Raw genomic sequence first — 15,236 nt, 5'->3', positions numbered from 1 at the left:
AAAGTTTATTGATCTATCGGGCAAAGCTTGACATAATCATTCAGGTCCATCAGGCTTTCATTCAGGAAAGGCAGGTCGGTGCTGACCATGGACTTGATCCTGGACACCCTGAAATCACGGTAATCCTTGCGGTGATGGCACCAGCCGATCAGGTGCCAGGCAAAGGCATAAAAGACCAGGCCGATGGGCTCTACCCTTCTCCTGCTGGCAATCCCCTCCTTATTCTCATAAGCGATCTCCAGGATGGTCCTACCGGCAATAGCAGCCTGGATCTTCGAGAGATAGGCATAATCGGGCATGAAGCATTCCGGCAAATGGAACTTGATATTGCGGTCAAGGAATTCCAGCTTCTCTTTCTGTTGATGCCTCAGAACTGTTTTCACCTTACCGAGGGCGGAAGAATAATGCTTCTTGATCGACAGGTCGGCAAAACCACCCACCATGGCTTCCATCAACAGGAGCGCATTGGCCTCTTCCGTCGTAAAGGAGACCGGGGGCAGGAAGTATCCCTGCATCACATAGTATCCTTTGCCCTGTTCAAAGCCCAGCGGAACACCTTGCTCACCAATGGCCTTGATATCACGGTATACGGTCCGGATGCTGATCCCGAATTTCTCCGCGATCTTTTCAGCCGGCACATATTTCTTCGACTGCAACATGGTGAGTATCCCAAAAAGGCGATCGATCCGATTCATAAGAAGGCGAAATTAAAAAGAAGCCATGGCAAGCTAGCCCCACCCATGTAATTCAGGCAAACCCCGGGCCATAACCATTGGTCCCGACCGGCAAAAAAGGGCATTTATCCGCCCACATGGGGCATCGGTTCAGTAGTTAGCCGTTAGGTCGGCTGCACCTTTTGAAATTTGCACACAATTAAAAAGAGAATCATGAAAAAACTTATCCTCACAGGGATGCTGGCCTTTTCCCTGTCTTACGTATCAGCGCAATCAGGCGAGCGCAACCATATCGGCGGTTATGGCGCCGCGGTAACCGAGATCACTGCGATTGATGGCAATGCTGCCCTTAGCGTAGGCGGCCATGGCGGTGTATTACTGAACCATAATTGGCTGGTGGGTATCAGTGGCTATACCACCTTCTTCTCTAAGCAAATGGAGCAGGGAAAAGCCAAACTGAGGTTCAATCATTTCGGCCTCTATGGTGCACGCCATTTCCAGCCTTCCAAACCCGTTAACCTATCTGTTGGACTGATGGTCGGAGCTGGAACAGTAGAACTCAATAACCAGAGTGAATTAGAAAAAGGCAACAAGCGTGATGGCGACTGGACCTATGTGATCCAGCCAGACATCAACCTGAACGTTCGCATCTTCCGCTACATGAAAGTGCAGGCAAGGGCAGGCTACCGCTTTACCGGTGATACCAATGGTGCGATCTATACCCGTTCTAACCTGAATGGCGCCACCGCCGGGATCGGGTTACTGTTTGGTTCATTCTAAACCCAACCATATGAAATACCTTTTTCTATTCAGCATTGGTCTTTCGTCACTGCTCTTTGCCTGTGAGAAAAAATCCGACAGCCTGCCCTCTTTAAAAAGGGAATTGGTCACCGTTGAAGGCAGCAAAGTGGAAATAGCCAGGAAGAAAGGCCAGTCACCCACCATCGTACTGATCGGTGGTTTTGGAAGCGAGCTATCCACCTGGAACGCAATTAATGAAAGGATCGACAAATCTTCTGGTGTATTCACCTATAATCGCCCTGGCATTGGAAAATCTGAAAATGTTGCCGGCACCAGGGATGCCCTGACCATTGCATTGGAGCTGGACAAGGTGCTCCAGGCATCAGGGCAAAAGCCACCTTATGTGCTGGTGGCGCATTCCATGGGAGGCATATATGCCAGGATGTACTATCACCTGTTCCCAAATAAGGTTAAGGGGCTTTGCCTGGTTGACGCTACCCATGAACGCCAGCTGGACAGCCTCCTGAGCATGGTTCCTGAAACGGAAAGGCAGAATATTATTACCTACCTGGAACAACAACAGGAAGAACTATTGAGCAAAATGCCGCAAGGCGCTTTGAAAGAAGAACTGAGGAGCAATTTCAGGACAAACTATGAGCAGATCAAGGCTAAGCCGCCCATCAGCAACATACCGGTCTATGTCATTACCAGTATCAAGCCTACCAATGAAGAACCGGCTGAGACCAAGAAGATCATTGCTGCCCTCCACGAGGAATGGGCCAGGGCAGCAGGGAATAAGGGCAAATTTGTTACTACTGTGAACAGCGGCCATTATATCCAGGTAGAAGAACCGGACCTGGCAGCAGCAGGAATTGCCTGGCTATTACTTCAATGAATTGACATAATACTTTGATCCCTAATTTTAAGTACCTAAACAGCAACTGTCCATGAATAAATTGCCTACATACTTTTTAAACCTGGCAGTTGCTGTAATTCTGGGTACCCTGATCAGCATCACCCAACAGTTGGTACTATTTGGCCTTCCGATCAGGAAGGACCCAATACTCTTAGGGGAGATCGTTTATGCCACTATTTATATTTCCCTTTACCTGCTACTGGTCAGGATGCAGTTCAAGGTCTTTCCGCCCATAACCCGATCGGGTAAAGTTTCCAGCAGCAGGATAATGCTGGGATTTGGAACGATACAGGTCCTATCCTTCCTGCTACTTTTCCTGATTGGAATTCTACTGATATTGGTCACAAAGGGAACAACACAAATCAAGCTGAAGGATTTTGCTCAACTCCGGTTCATCTTTGTATACTATTTCTTTATCAATTTCATTTTCTATTGTATTGCCATTGGTATACATCTTTACAAGCTTTATGTGAAAGAAAAGGACCAGAAGCACCTTGCAGAGAAATCGTTCATGGAAGCACAATTACAAATGCTTCGCCAGCAGCTGAACCCGCATTTTCTTTTCAACAACCTGAACATCATTGCATCCACCATTAAAACAAACCCAACGGTGGCCTACGATTTCACAAAGAATATGGCCAACTTCTACAGGAAAGTGCTGGAATCGGAGAACACCGGCTGGATCACACTGGAAGAAGAATTAAAAACCATCAGGTATTACCTTCATCTATTGAGTGTGCGATTTGAAGACAAGCTGAAAACGGAGATCAACATTTCCAAAGAAGATGCCGGGCAGTACAGGATACCGGAATTTGTCCTCCAGCCCATTATTGAAAATATCATCAAGCACAATGAATGCAGCCGGTCCAAACCATTATTGATCATCATTGAAATAAAGCAGCCCAATATGCTCCTGGTGAAGAATAATTACCAACCGAAGATGAATAAGGAAGATGGACTGGGTGTAGGTTGGTTCAATATTGAATCGAGGTATAAGCACCTTGGAGCGGCATCACCCGTGAAATACCTGGATGGCGATTGGTTCTGCGTTGAAGTACCCCTAACCTGATCTTAATTGAAAAATACCAAGCGAGCTTATGTTTAAACTGGTCATCATTGAAGACGAAAAGTATGCAGCCAATTACCTGAAGGAACTGGTCAAAGACCTGGCTAAAGACATGGAGGTGGTTGAGGTCATGGAAAGTATCGCTGATGCAAAAAAGCGGTTACCTGCCATCAACCCCGACCTGGTCCTGGCGGACATCCACCTGGAAGACGGTCTTTCCTTTGAGATCTTCGAATCCCTGCAATGGAAAAAGCCGGTCATCTTTATTACTGCCTATGACGCCTATGCCATCCGTGCATTTAAAGTAAACGGCATTGACTACCTGCTCAAGCCCATTGATGAAGAAGAGCTGCAGGCTTCGTTGGATAAATTCAGGAACGCCTCCCTGAATACCAATCTTGAATCCCTGTACTCCAGGATATTGGAATTGCAGAAGGGTGGCAACCATTACAAGGAAAGATTTGCCATCAGCATTGGCAACAAACTGTTATCCATACCCGTAAAGGATATTGCCTATTTCTTCTTCCAGAACAAGACCTGCTTCATCCAGCTATTCGATGGGCAGAAATATCCTTATACGGAAAGCCTCGATCACCTGAGCGCTGTGCTGAACCCGGCTGATTTTATCCGGGTGAACAGGAACTACCTGATCAGTCATGCAGCCATTGATAAGACAGAAGTATATGCCGGCAGGAATATCAGCATCCAGTTGAATCCACCGGCGGCAGAAGGCAGCATCGTGGTCAGCAAGGACCGGATCACGGAATTCAAATGTTGGCTCGATCTATAATTTATGCATCAATGAAGGTTAAGGTTCTGATGCATTGATCTATCGAAGGTATCCCCAGGGATACCTCGATGGGTTGATTTTCCAAATTTCCATCTTCAGTAAGTTACCATCTTTTCACCTCATCAGGGTCCCCTGCAGACCCCGATGGGGTAAAATATATAGGTACACCGTTTCACCTCAGCAGGGTCTCCCGAAGGGGACCCTGATGAACAGTAGGATAGATATTTTTCACCTCAGCAGGGTCTCCCGCAGGGGACCCTGATGAATAGTAGGTTGAAAATTCATCGGGTCTCTTGAAGAATACCACTATGGGGTGAAAAGATTCACCCCCTTCGCCCCCGTTGTGTCTTATGACCAACGGGTAGTTGGAAGATGAGATTACCAGTTAGATGCATAAATATTTCGCCTTTTATACATCAGGGTCCCCTGCGGGAGACCCTGATGAGGTTAGATATTTCACATTATCAGCTAACATTGATGACTGTATACATGTATAGGAGCTGTTGGTGATAACACACAACAGCGGCGCAGAATATAGTTGCATCGCTACAATGAACGACGCTAATACCCTCTCTCCCCATCAGGGTCTCCCGCAGGGGACCCTGATGAACAGTAGGATAGATATTCATCGGGTCTCTTGAAGAATACCACTATGGGGTGAAAAGATTCACCCCCCTTCGCCCCCGTTGTGTCTTATGACCAACGGGTAGTTGGAAGATGAGATTACCAGTTAGATGCATAAATATTTCGCCTTTTATACATCGGGGTCCCCTGCGGGAGACCCTGATGAGGTTAGATATTTCACATTATCAGCTAACATTGATGACTGTATACGTATAGGAGCTGTTGGTGATAACACACAACAGCGGCGCAGAATATAGTTGCATCGCTACAATGAACGACGCTAATACCCTCTCTCCCCATCAGGGTCTCCCGCAGGGGACCCTGATGAACAGTAGGATAGATATTCATCGGGTCTCTTGAAGAATACCACTATGGGGTGAAAAGATTCACCCCCCTTCGCCCCCGTTGTGTCTTATGACCAACGGGTAGTTGGAAGATGAGATTACCAGTTAGATGCATAAATATTTCGCCTTTTATACATCAGGGTCCCCTGCGGGAGACCCTGATGAGGTTAGATATTTCACATTATCAGCTAACATTGATGACTGTATACGTATAGGAGCTGTTGGTGATAACACACAACAGCGGCGCAGAATATAGTTGCATCGCTACAATGAACGACGCTAATACCCTCTCTCCCCATCAGGGTCTCCCGCAGGGGACCCTGATGAACAGTAGGATAGATATTCATCGGGTCTCTTGAAGAATACCACTATGGGGTGAAAAGATTCACCCCCTTCGCCCCCGTTGTGTCTTATGACCAACGGGTAGTTGGAAGATGAGATTACCAGTTAGATGCATAAATATTTCGCCTTTTATACATCGGGGTCCCTTTCGGCCGCGCCCGCTGGGATTAAAAATTTTTCAAGGCTGGGTGTTCCGGTTATGTTGTTGAGGAAGGCTCATTGCAAAAAAGATCCCAACTGCTCCTTAGAAGTTCCCTGGCGGGAGCCTTGTAAAAAATACCGGCTGCTATCCTATACCTTTGCCAAATGCCAAGCCACTATAATCCCGAAGCCATCCTTAAAGCCCTGAACATAGCCGCTTTTAATGAGATGCAGGAAGCCTCTATAAAAGCCAACCGGGAACACCAGGACATTATCCTGCTTTCCGGGACAGGGTCAGGAAAAACCATTGCCTTTCTGTTGCCGCTATTGGAAAGGATCGATCCCGCGAAAAAGCATACCCAGGCGATGGTCATTGCACCATCCCGCGAACTCGCCCTTCAAATTGAACAGGTGTTCAAGAATATGGGCACGGGAATCTCGGTGACCTGTTGTTATGGCGGTCACCTGAGGGAAACAGAAGAAAATAACCTCAGGGAATCACCACTTTTGATCGTTGGAACACCTGGCAGGATCGCAGACCATATCCGCCGAGGAAATATCCGGCTAACCGGGATCGAAACCCTGGTACTTGATGAATTCGATAAATCGCTTGAACTGGGATTTGAAGAGGAGATGTCCTTCATTTTGAAAAGTCTTTCGAACCTCCATAAAAAGATGATGATATCAGCCACTGAAGCCTTGGAGATCCCGTCATTCGTCAGCATGAAGGATGTCTACAAATTGAATTTCCTGACGGGGGAACCTCCTGCAGCACTGGAGGTCAGGTGGGTGGCAAGTATTGATGAGGACAAGCTCGAAAGCCTTTTCAGGCTGATCTGCGAACTTGGCAACCGGTCAACGATCGTCTTCCTTAATTTTCGGGAGGCTGTGGAAAAGACCAGTCAATTCCTGAAGGACAAAGGGATCACCACTGTTTTCTACCATGGAGCCCTTGATCAGCAATCCCGGGACCTCGCGATTGCGAAATTCAGGAATGGCACTTCCAATGTATTGGTGACCACCGACCTTGCTGCCCGCGGACTCGACATACCAAATATCCGGTACATCATCCACTACCATTTGCCTGCTACAGAAGAAAGCTTTACCCATAGGAATGGACGAACCGCCAGAATGGATGCCAGTGGTTGCGCGATCCTGATAGTTGGCCCGGGTGAACACCTTCCTGAATTCATTGATCCCGCCGTTGCAGAGATGAAGTTGCCGGAAAAGGTAGAAATCCCGGAAAAGCCGAAATGGACCACCCTTTACATTTCTGCCGGCAAGAAGGACAAAGTGAACAAAGTTGATATTGTAGGTTTCCTGACCAATAAAGGCCAATTAAAGAAGGAGGATATCGGGCTGATCGAGGTAAAGGATTTCCTTTCCTTTGTGGCCATCCGGAAATCAAAAGCTACGCATACCCTTCAGCTGATCAAAAATGAGAAGCTTAAAAAAATAAAGGTGAAAATAGAAGTAGCCAAATAAGATAAAAGAGAATAGGATCCACCAGGGCAACTGGACGATGGAATGCCCTTATCCTGTAAATCAGGCAACCTTGGGCCACAACCATAGGTTCCGACTGCAAAAAAACTATCCTCGACCTAAAATGCTACCATCCGCACCCTGATCCAGAGGTTGGTATTCCTGCCTTTATCATCGGTACAGGAAATCTTTACCGGACCTTCTGATGGCATAAAGAAAATACTGCTGCCAGGGGAAGCTGATTTATAATACTGGTCATTGATGTACCAATACACCCGCGACACATCACTGCCCGTTCGGCAGGCCAGTTGAAGAGGTTCGGGATCCGATTGATCGATCAGGTATTCCTCATTGGCTGAAAGTGAAGTGATCCTTGGAGCCCCCTCCCTGAACACCATTTCGCAATCGGGATTATGCGGGGGGATCCGTTTGAAAACGATCTTTCGTTCTTCCATCCAGGACTGCATCTCAGGACCCAGGTTAGGATAGAGCAATTTCCTGTAGCCTGCTTCAGGCATACAGTTCCGGCAATACGATCTGGTCTCCTTTTCATCCACTGCCACTTCAATAAGGTGTTCGCAGGTCTCTGTTCCGGAAACAAGAGGGATAAAATGATCCGTCACCAGGTTGGTACAATGCTCCCCCGGTACCTTGCCCGATACTTCGCAAACGATGCGGCTGTCCAGGCCATTCGGCACTTCAAACCACTCCCCTTCATTATCGTAATCAACGGTATTGAATAACCGAAAAAGCAAGGGCGTCGCCACTTCCGCTCCACTGAGTCCGGGTACACCAACACCGGAAAAATTTCCTACCCACACCCCAATGGTATAATCCTTGTTATAACCGATACTCCAGGCATCCCTGCGACCGTAGGAGGTGCCGGTCTTCCAGGCGATCTTGGGCATCTTCTCCGTACTCTGCCAATTCAGTGGAAAATCTGGACGATTGACCTTGGAAAGCATCTCGCTCAATAAATAAGCTGATGCCTGGGAAACCAATTGCTTTTTCCTTGCCCGTCCCGGTTTCGCACTACTGTCCTGCTCCAGGTATTGCAGGGGATAATAATCGCCCCTGGTGGCAAAGGCTGCAAAGACTGCCGTCAACTCTTCCAAAGTAGCCCCGCAGCCGCCCAGGATCATGGACAGTCCCAGCTTGCGCTGGTCCTTCCGTACCTGTTCAAAACGGCAATCGAGCAGCTTAGCGATGAACCTGTCCTTGCCATACCAGCTAAGGGCCTTGACGGCCGGGATATTCAGGGAATGGTCCAGCGCATATTCCATGGTCACATTGCCATTGAACTCCTTATCATAATTCTCCGGCATATAACCATTATAATTAACCGAAACATCGCTGATCATTAACCTCGGTGTCATCAATCCTCCATCCATACATAACCCATAGAGCAGGGGCTTAAGGGTACTGCCCGGTTGCCGAACGGCTGCCGCACCGTTCACCTGCCCCGCATCTGTAGTATCATAAAAATCAGCCGACCCGATATAGGCGACCACCTTATGGCTGCGGTTATCAATGATCATTGCTGCCGCATTCCGGATTCCCTGCAGACGCTGGCCCCTGATATAATCAGCGACGATCTTCTCCGCCTTCAATTGGGTATTAAGCTCAATAGTACTATGACAGATCACCTGTCCACTCTGCTTCAGCTTATAGGCCAGGTGCGGCGCCAGTCGCGGCACTGCATGGCGTTCTGCCACCAATGGCTCTTCCAGGGCATCCCTGATATCCTGCCCGCTGAAATGCCCTTCCTCCCTGAACCTTCCCAACCACCGGTTGCGTTCGTCAACTATGGCCGGGTTATTCCTGCCAATGACCAGGCTGCCCGGGCGATTCGGGATGACTGCAAGTGCCATGATCTCGGCAAGGGAAAGATGGTCGGGATTCTTCCTGAAATAAATAACCGCGGCCGACTTCACCCCCTGGATATTGCCGCCATAGGGAAGCAGGTTGAGGTAGAGTTGCAGGATCTCCTGCTTCGAGTATTTCCATTCCAGTTGAAAGGCCCGGAAGACCTCCACCAATTTATTCAGGTAGGTCCTGCGTTTCGGCTCCAGCAATTTCGCCACCTGCATGGTGATGGTAGAAGCTCCTGATGTTCGCCTTCCTGTCGCAACATTATTAAAAACCGCCCTGCCAATGGCCAATGGGTTAACACCAGGATGGCGATAGAACCATTTGTCTTCTTTCGCCACAATGGCCTTCTGCAAAAGCGGCGAGATCTCTTCCAACTCTGTCTTCATACGCCATTGCTGGTCGGTACAGAGAAAGGCATGGATGACCTCCCCCTTCCTGTCCGTGATGATCGTTGAATACTCTACCCTGTCAGGCAAAGGGAAAACGATATTCAGCAGGATAAAAAGAAGGAAGGGAGAAAGGAAAACCAACAACCCCTTGAGCCAGGACCTTGCCCGGTTGGGTTGCGAAAAATAAGTTTGGAGTCGGGTGATCATGGCCGATATTCCTAAGCAAGGAACAATTAAAATTCCAACAAATCAACAGCAGCGAAAAAAGCGATTTCTTAAATGATTGATAAATCAACAAAGACTGCTCACCAACATTCTTGCCGGCAATTTTCTTTTGTAACTTACATCAACTTCCGCTGATAAACCGGCAGTCCACTCACCGACCATTAACCCTCATCTTTATGCGCAGCAAATTGGCCCTGGCCTTCGTTGTAATACTGTTTACAACGTTATCGGCCTGTAACCGCAAAACAGTAAGCCTTGAATTCACCAACGCTGAAAAAGAAGTCTCCCAACTCCAGAACCTGGTATTCCGTTTCAGTAAACCACTGGTCAGCGACTCGCTATTGAATCGCTGGGATGCAACGGAATACATCAGTTTCGAACCCAAGATCCCGGGAAAGTTCCGATGGGAAAGCCCGGATGAATTGGTCTTCTCCCCGGCCAATCCATTGGCGCCGGCCACCAATTATACCGCCACGATCAACAAAGCCGTCCTGCAACATTCGGCTTACGGCCAGATCGAACAACCCAAAAAGATCAGCTTCTACACACCAGCCCTCAAACTGGAAGGCTCTAACATTACCTGGGTCTTACAGGACGAGAACAGTACCTCGGCGATCCCGCAGGTGGAACTTAGTTTCAACTACCCCATCCAGCCGGCTCAGCTGAAGGAGAAACTCAGGCTGCAAGTGGATGGCAAATCTGTCAACTACTCACTGGTCAGCGCTTCCGCATCCAGGTTCATGGTCCTGCGGATCCTGGACCTCCGGGCGGAAGACAGGGATATGCCCATCTCTATCAGTCTCGACAAAGGACTACTGCCGGAAGGTGGAAGCAACCCCACTGCCGAGGCACAGCAAATGGATGGCAATGTACCTTCCCCTTTTGTGCTGACCATAAATGATATGGAAACTGAACACGATGGTTCAACGGGTAAACTCATCATCAGGACCAGCCAGCAACTCGCCAACAACGACCTTTCAGCCCTGGTAAAGATCAGTCCTGCTGTAAAATTCTCCACCGAACTGACCGAGAACGGACTGTTCATCAGCAGTGATGGCTTCAGCAACGAGAAAACCTATGAGCTGACCATCCTCAAAGGATTGAGGGGAAAGATCGGCGGGCAACTGAAGGAGGACTACACCAACAGCTTCGGGTTTGGTGAACTGGAACCTTCGGTCAACTTCACCAACCGGAAAGCGACCTACCTGTCCGGTGAAGGCTATAAGAATATTGAGGTCAGCATTGTCAATATCCCCAAGGTCAAGGTAGTGGTCTCCAAGATCTATGAGAACAACCTGCTGGCCGCTAAAAATTACGGCTATTCCCCGGAGGAAAAGGACGGCGAGCAGGGATACTATTATAATGAAGGCGGCGACCTGAGTTTCGGCGATGTGATCTATGAAAAAGAGATCGAGACCAGCACCCTTCCGAAAAATGGCGCGTCAAGGCTCTTTCATTTCTCGGTTGAGGACAAATTACCGGACTTCAAAGGCATCTACCATATCCGCATCAGGTCCAGTGATGATTACTGGGTAAGTGATAGCCGCTTCATCTCGCTGTCTGATATTGGATTGATCGCGAAGGAAGGCAAGGACGCGATCTGGGTCTTTGCCAATTCCATCAAAACCGCCAAGGCCATGAAGGATGTAACGGTCTCCGCTTACGGCGCCAATAACCAGCTCCTGGGGATGGGAACAACGGACGAGAACGGCGTGGCAACGATTGCGTATATGCGAAAAGAAATGGCAGGCTTCAAACCGGCGATGCTGGTAGCGAAGACAGCCGGCGATTTCAACTACCTGCCTTTTAGCAATACGGCCGTCAATACTTCCCGCTTTGAAGTAGGGGGCAAAAGGATCAATAGTACAGGCATCGATGCATTTGTATATGCGGAAAGGGATATTTACCGGCCCGGCGAGAAGATCAATTTTGCCCTGATCGCCCGCAATGCGAATTGGCAATCCCCCGGGGAAATGCCTTTGAAAATGAAGTTCCTCCTGCCAACGGGTAAGGAACTGAAGACCATCCGCAAGAACCTCAATGCCCAGGGTATGCTCGAAGGCAGTCTCGACATTGCAACTGCAGCCATTACGGGCAGCTACACCATGGAAGTCTATACCGGCAATGATGTCCTGCTCACCACCAAAAACTTCATGGTGGAAGAATTCGTACCAGATCGCATTAAAGTGAACACGAAGCTGGATAAAGCACAGCTCAAACCGGGCGAGAAGGCCAACCTGTCCATTACCGCCACCAATTTCTTCGGGCCACCTGCCGCCAACCGTAAATACGAAACAGAGATCCAGGTGAACCAACTGGCCTTCTCCCCCAAAAAATACCGCCAGTTCCAGTTCAACCTGGCCAACCAGAACAGTTTCTTCGACAAACAACTGAGGGAAGGCAATACCAATGAGCAGGGTAATGCCAGTGAAAGCTTTACCGTCCCGGATATGTACAAGAATATCGGGCTCCTGCAAACCAATTTCTATACTACTGTTTTCGATGAAACGGGCAGGCCGGTTAGCAGGAAGGCCAGTGCCGAGATCTATACCCAGGAAGTATTCTTCGGCATCGGTGATAACGGTTATGATTATTTCCCGCTGCAACAGCCTATCCGCTTCCCGGTGATCGCACTCGACAAGAATGAACGGCCACTTAATGGTGCTGTAGCTGCTGTACAGGTCATCAAACATGAATACCGGACCGTGCTCGCAAAGAGCGGGAATTATTTCCGGTATGAATCGCAACAGGAAGACAAGGTGGTCGCACAAGGCAATGCCACCATCAACGGGGAGAACACCTTCTACAGTTTCACCCCTCGCACGCCCGGCAATTATGAAATTCGGTTGTACATCCCCGGTGCATCGGCCTATGTCAGCCGCAGTTTCTATAGTTATGGCAGTTGGGGTGGCGACAACAATTCCTTTGATGTGAATACGGAAGGCGAGATCGATATTGAAACAGATAAGGCCAGCTACGCGGAAGGGGAATCTGTTAAACTGCTTTTCAAGACCCCTTTCAACGGGAAGATGCTGGTTACCATGGAGCAGGACAAGGTTCTGAGCCATCAATACGTTGATGTTTCCAAACGCAATGCCAGCCTGGACCTGCAACTAACCGCCGAGCACCTGCCCAATGTATACATCACTGCTACCCTATTCAAACCCCATGATGCCTCAGATATCCCGCTTACGGTAGCGCATGGTTTCAGGAGCGTGAAGGTGGAACAGGCATCGCGGAAAATGCGGGTGGATATCCAGGCCCAGTCGGCCGTTCGCTCCCGTACCCACCAGAAGGTAATGGTGAAAACCCAACCGGGAAGCCAGGTCACCCTCGCCGCAGTTGACAATGGCGTTTTGCAGGTTACCGACTTTGCTACCCCTGATCCCTATGCGCATTTCTATGCACAACGCGCCCTGGGGGTAAACGCCTTCGACCTCTACCCTTTGCTGTTCCCCGAGTTGAAAGCCAGGCTGAGCAGCACCGGTGGCGATGGGGCGCTGAGCATGAACCAGCGGGTAAACCCCATGCCCAATAAGCGCGTGAAGATCGTTTCCTACTGGAGTGGCATCAAGACCGCTAACAGCTCAGGGGAAGCCAGCTTTGAGTTTGATATCCCGCAATTCTCCGGTGAGGTCAGGTTGATGGCACTGGCTGTCAACAATAACCAATTTGGTTCAGGCGAAAAACTGATGACAGTGGCAGATCCTGTTGTCCTGAGTACAGCCATGCCAAGATTCCTGAGTCCAACCGATACCATCAATGTTCCGGTGACCATCACCAATACCACCAGGAACAATGGCAACTTAACGGCCAGCATCAGGGTACAAGGGCCGCTGGAGGTGATCGGGTCCGGCCAGCAAACGGCCAGTGTTGAAGCTGGCAGTGAGGCCGTGGTGAACTTCAGGGTGGCTGCGCGTTCACAAATAGCTGCAGGAAAAGTAGAAATTGAAGTGGCCGGCATGGGCGAAAAGTTCAGGGAAGAAACCGATATCACCGTCAGGCCGCCTTCTACCCTTCAAAAGATGACCGGATCAGGAGTGGTCAATGCCAACAGCACAAAGGCGATCAGTATCGGCACGGCCGACTTCATGCCCGGCAGCAGTCGCTACCAGTTGGTGGTGAGTAGGTCACCTGCGCTCGAACTGGCCAATCAATTGCAATACCTCGTGGAATATCCCTATGGCTGTACCGAGCAGACCGTTTCATCCGCCTTCCCCCAATTGTATTTTGGTGATATGGCAGACTTGCTGAAGAAAGGAACGGCCAATAAACAAAGCGCCAATGCCAATGTGATGGAAGCCATCCGGAAGATCAAGATGCGCCAGTTATACAATGGTGCCATCACCCTATGGGACCAGGCCGATACTGAGAACTGGTGGGCGACGACCTATTCAGCGCATTTCCTGCTGGAAGCCAGGAAAGCAGGCTTCGAAGTGGAGCAGGGCCTGCTGAACACCATGCTGGGCTATATCAATAACAGGCTGCGCAATAAGGAAACCATCAATTACATCTATAACCGCGACAAGCAAAAGAAGATCGCACCGAAGGAAGTAGCCTACAGCCTGTATGTACTGGCACTGGCCGGCAGGCCGAATGTGCCGGTCATGAACTATTACAAGTCAAGGCCCGATATCCTGAGCCTGGATAGCAAATACCTGCTCGCGGCCACTTATGCACTGGCAGGTGATAAAAGTCGCTTCAAGGAGTTACTGCCCGGTTCGTTCAGCGGGGAGGTAGCAGTGGCGCAGACAGGAGGCAGCTTCTATTCTGATATTCGCGATGAGGCCATTGCCCTGAATGCCCTTATTGAGATCGACCCCAATAATGCCCAGGTACCGGTAATGGCAAGGCATGTAACGGATCAGTTGAAACAGCGCAGATGGTACAGCACCCAGGAATCATCCTTTGGTTTCCTGGCCATTGGCAAACTCTCCCGCAAGGCCAATCAAGCCAACACCAGCGGGGAGATCAGGGCCAATGGCAAGACCATTGCCCGGATCAATAACAATACGGTCAAGCTTAGCGATAAGGAATTGCCAGGCACCAATGTGGACCTTGTGGTGAAAGGAAATGGCCAGTTGTACTACTGGTGGCAGTCAGAAGGCATCAGCATTTCGGGTGCTTACAAGGAAGAAGACAGCTACCTGAAGATCAGGCGGAAATTCTATAACCGTAATGGACAACCGATCCATTCCAATGTCTTCAATCAAAATGACCTGGTGATCGTGCAGTTGGTGCTGGAAAAATCCTATAGCAGCGTGGTGGAGAACGTCGTGATCACCGATCTCCTGCCCGCAGGCTTCGAGATCGAGAACCCGCGGACCAAGGAGATCCCGGGTATGGATTGGATCAAGGATGCTTCCACGCCTACGCATATAGATGTCCGTGATGACAGGATCCATTTGTTTGTGGATGCGCAGCAGAACCGCCAGGTATATTACTATGCCGTAAGGGCGGTATCACCGGGCAAGTTCAGGATGGGGCCGGCCAGTGCTGATGCCATGTACAACAGCGAGTACCATTCTTACCATGGAGCGGGCATGATTACGGTAAAGAAGCCTTAAAATGAACGTAAGACAACCAGGGTGAATATCATAAAAAAGCAGGTCAACCGGGAAACCGGAGCC

At 49.3% G+C, this 15,236-nt stretch carries 8 protein-coding genes; 6 read left to right on the top strand and 2 right to left on the bottom strand.

The window, feature by feature from the left end; all coding sequences use genetic code 11:
* Positions 1-5 precede the first annotated feature (5 nt).
* Complete coding sequence (locus KJS94_RS14880) at positions 6-695, bottom strand: helix-turn-helix transcriptional regulator (protein ID WP_214449509.1); 690 nt, start codon at positions 693-695, stop codon at positions 6-8.
* Positions 696-887: 192 nt separating this feature from the next.
* Between KJS94_RS14880 and KJS94_RS14875 the strand changes: the two genes are divergently transcribed.
* The 5 genes from KJS94_RS14875 to KJS94_RS14855 all read left to right on the top strand — a co-directional run bounded on the left by KJS94_RS14875 (position 888) and on the right by KJS94_RS14855 (position 7,123).
* Complete coding sequence (locus KJS94_RS14875; protein ID WP_214449508.1) at positions 888-1,454, top strand: outer membrane beta-barrel protein; 567 nt, start codon at positions 888-890, stop codon at positions 1,452-1,454.
* 10 nt (positions 1,455-1,464) lie between these two features.
* A complete protein-coding gene (locus KJS94_RS14870) occupies positions 1,465-2,310 on the top strand; it encodes an alpha/beta fold hydrolase (RefSeq protein ID WP_214449507.1) in 846 nt (281 codons plus the stop codon).
* A gap of 52 nt (positions 2,311-2,362) precedes the next feature.
* Entirely contained in the window at positions 2,363-3,400 is a 1,038-nt protein-coding gene (locus KJS94_RS14865; RefSeq protein ID WP_214449506.1) for a sensor histidine kinase, read from the top strand.
* 28 nt (positions 3,401-3,428) lie between these two features.
* On the top strand, positions 3,429-4,187 hold the full coding sequence (locus tag KJS94_RS14860) for a LytR/AlgR family response regulator transcription factor (RefSeq protein ID WP_214449505.1): 759 nt from the start codon (positions 3,429-3,431) through the stop codon (positions 4,185-4,187).
* A 1,616-nt stretch (positions 4,188-5,803) separates the two neighbouring features.
* The gene (locus tag KJS94_RS14855) at positions 5,804-7,123 is read left to right on the top strand and encodes a DEAD/DEAH box helicase (protein ID WP_214448271.1); all 1,320 of its coding nucleotides are present in this window, start codon (positions 5,804-5,806) and stop codon (positions 7,121-7,123) included.
* A 116-nt stretch (positions 7,124-7,239) separates the two neighbouring features.
* Here KJS94_RS14855 and pbpC read toward each other — a convergent pair whose 3' ends face one another.
* Positions 7,240-9,588, bottom strand: coding sequence for a penicillin-binding protein 1C (gene pbpC / locus KJS94_RS14850; RefSeq protein WP_214448270.1), 2,349 nt, complete (start codon positions 9,586-9,588; stop codon positions 7,240-7,242).
* A 194-nt stretch (positions 9,589-9,782) separates the two neighbouring features.
* Between pbpC and KJS94_RS14845 the strand changes: the two genes are divergently transcribed.
* Complete coding sequence (locus KJS94_RS14845) at positions 9,783-15,173, top strand: alpha-2-macroglobulin family protein (RefSeq protein ID WP_214448269.1); 5,391 nt, start codon at positions 9,783-9,785, stop codon at positions 15,171-15,173.
* Positions 15,174-15,236: the final 63 nt, after the last annotated feature.

Source organism: Flavihumibacter rivuli, assembly GCF_018595685.2.
Taxonomy (GTDB): Bacteria; Bacteroidota; Bacteroidia; order Chitinophagales; family Chitinophagaceae; genus Flavihumibacter; species Flavihumibacter rivuli.
This window is presented reverse-complemented; position numbering and strand designations above follow the sequence as displayed.

Excerpts from the sequence above, each read along its gene's own strand:
- KJS94_RS14855 (WP_214448271.1), top strand. The coding sequence starts at position 5,804 with ATGCCAAGCCACTATAATCCCGAAGCCATCCTTAAAGCCCTGAACATA.
- KJS94_RS14875 (WP_214449508.1), top strand. The coding sequence starts at position 888 with ATGAAAAAACTTATCCTCACAGGGATGCTGGCCTTTTCCCTGTCTTAC.
- KJS94_RS14845 (WP_214448269.1), top strand. The coding sequence starts at position 9,783 with ATGCGCAGCAAATTGGCCCTGGCCTTCGTTGTAATACTGTTTACAACG.
- KJS94_RS14880 (WP_214449509.1), bottom strand. The coding sequence starts at position 695 with ATGAATCGGATCGATCGCCTTTTTGGGATACTCACCATGTTGCAGTCG.
- KJS94_RS14870 (WP_214449507.1), top strand. The coding sequence starts at position 1,465 with ATGAAATACCTTTTTCTATTCAGCATTGGTCTTTCGTCACTGCTCTTT.
- KJS94_RS14865 (WP_214449506.1), top strand. The coding sequence starts at position 2,363 with ATGAATAAATTGCCTACATACTTTTTAAACCTGGCAGTTGCTGTAATT.
- KJS94_RS14860 (WP_214449505.1), top strand. The coding sequence starts at position 3,429 with ATGTTTAAACTGGTCATCATTGAAGACGAAAAGTATGCAGCCAATTAC.
- pbpC (WP_214448270.1), bottom strand. The coding sequence starts at position 9,588 with ATGATCACCCGACTCCAAACTTATTTTTCGCAACCCAACCGGGCAAGG.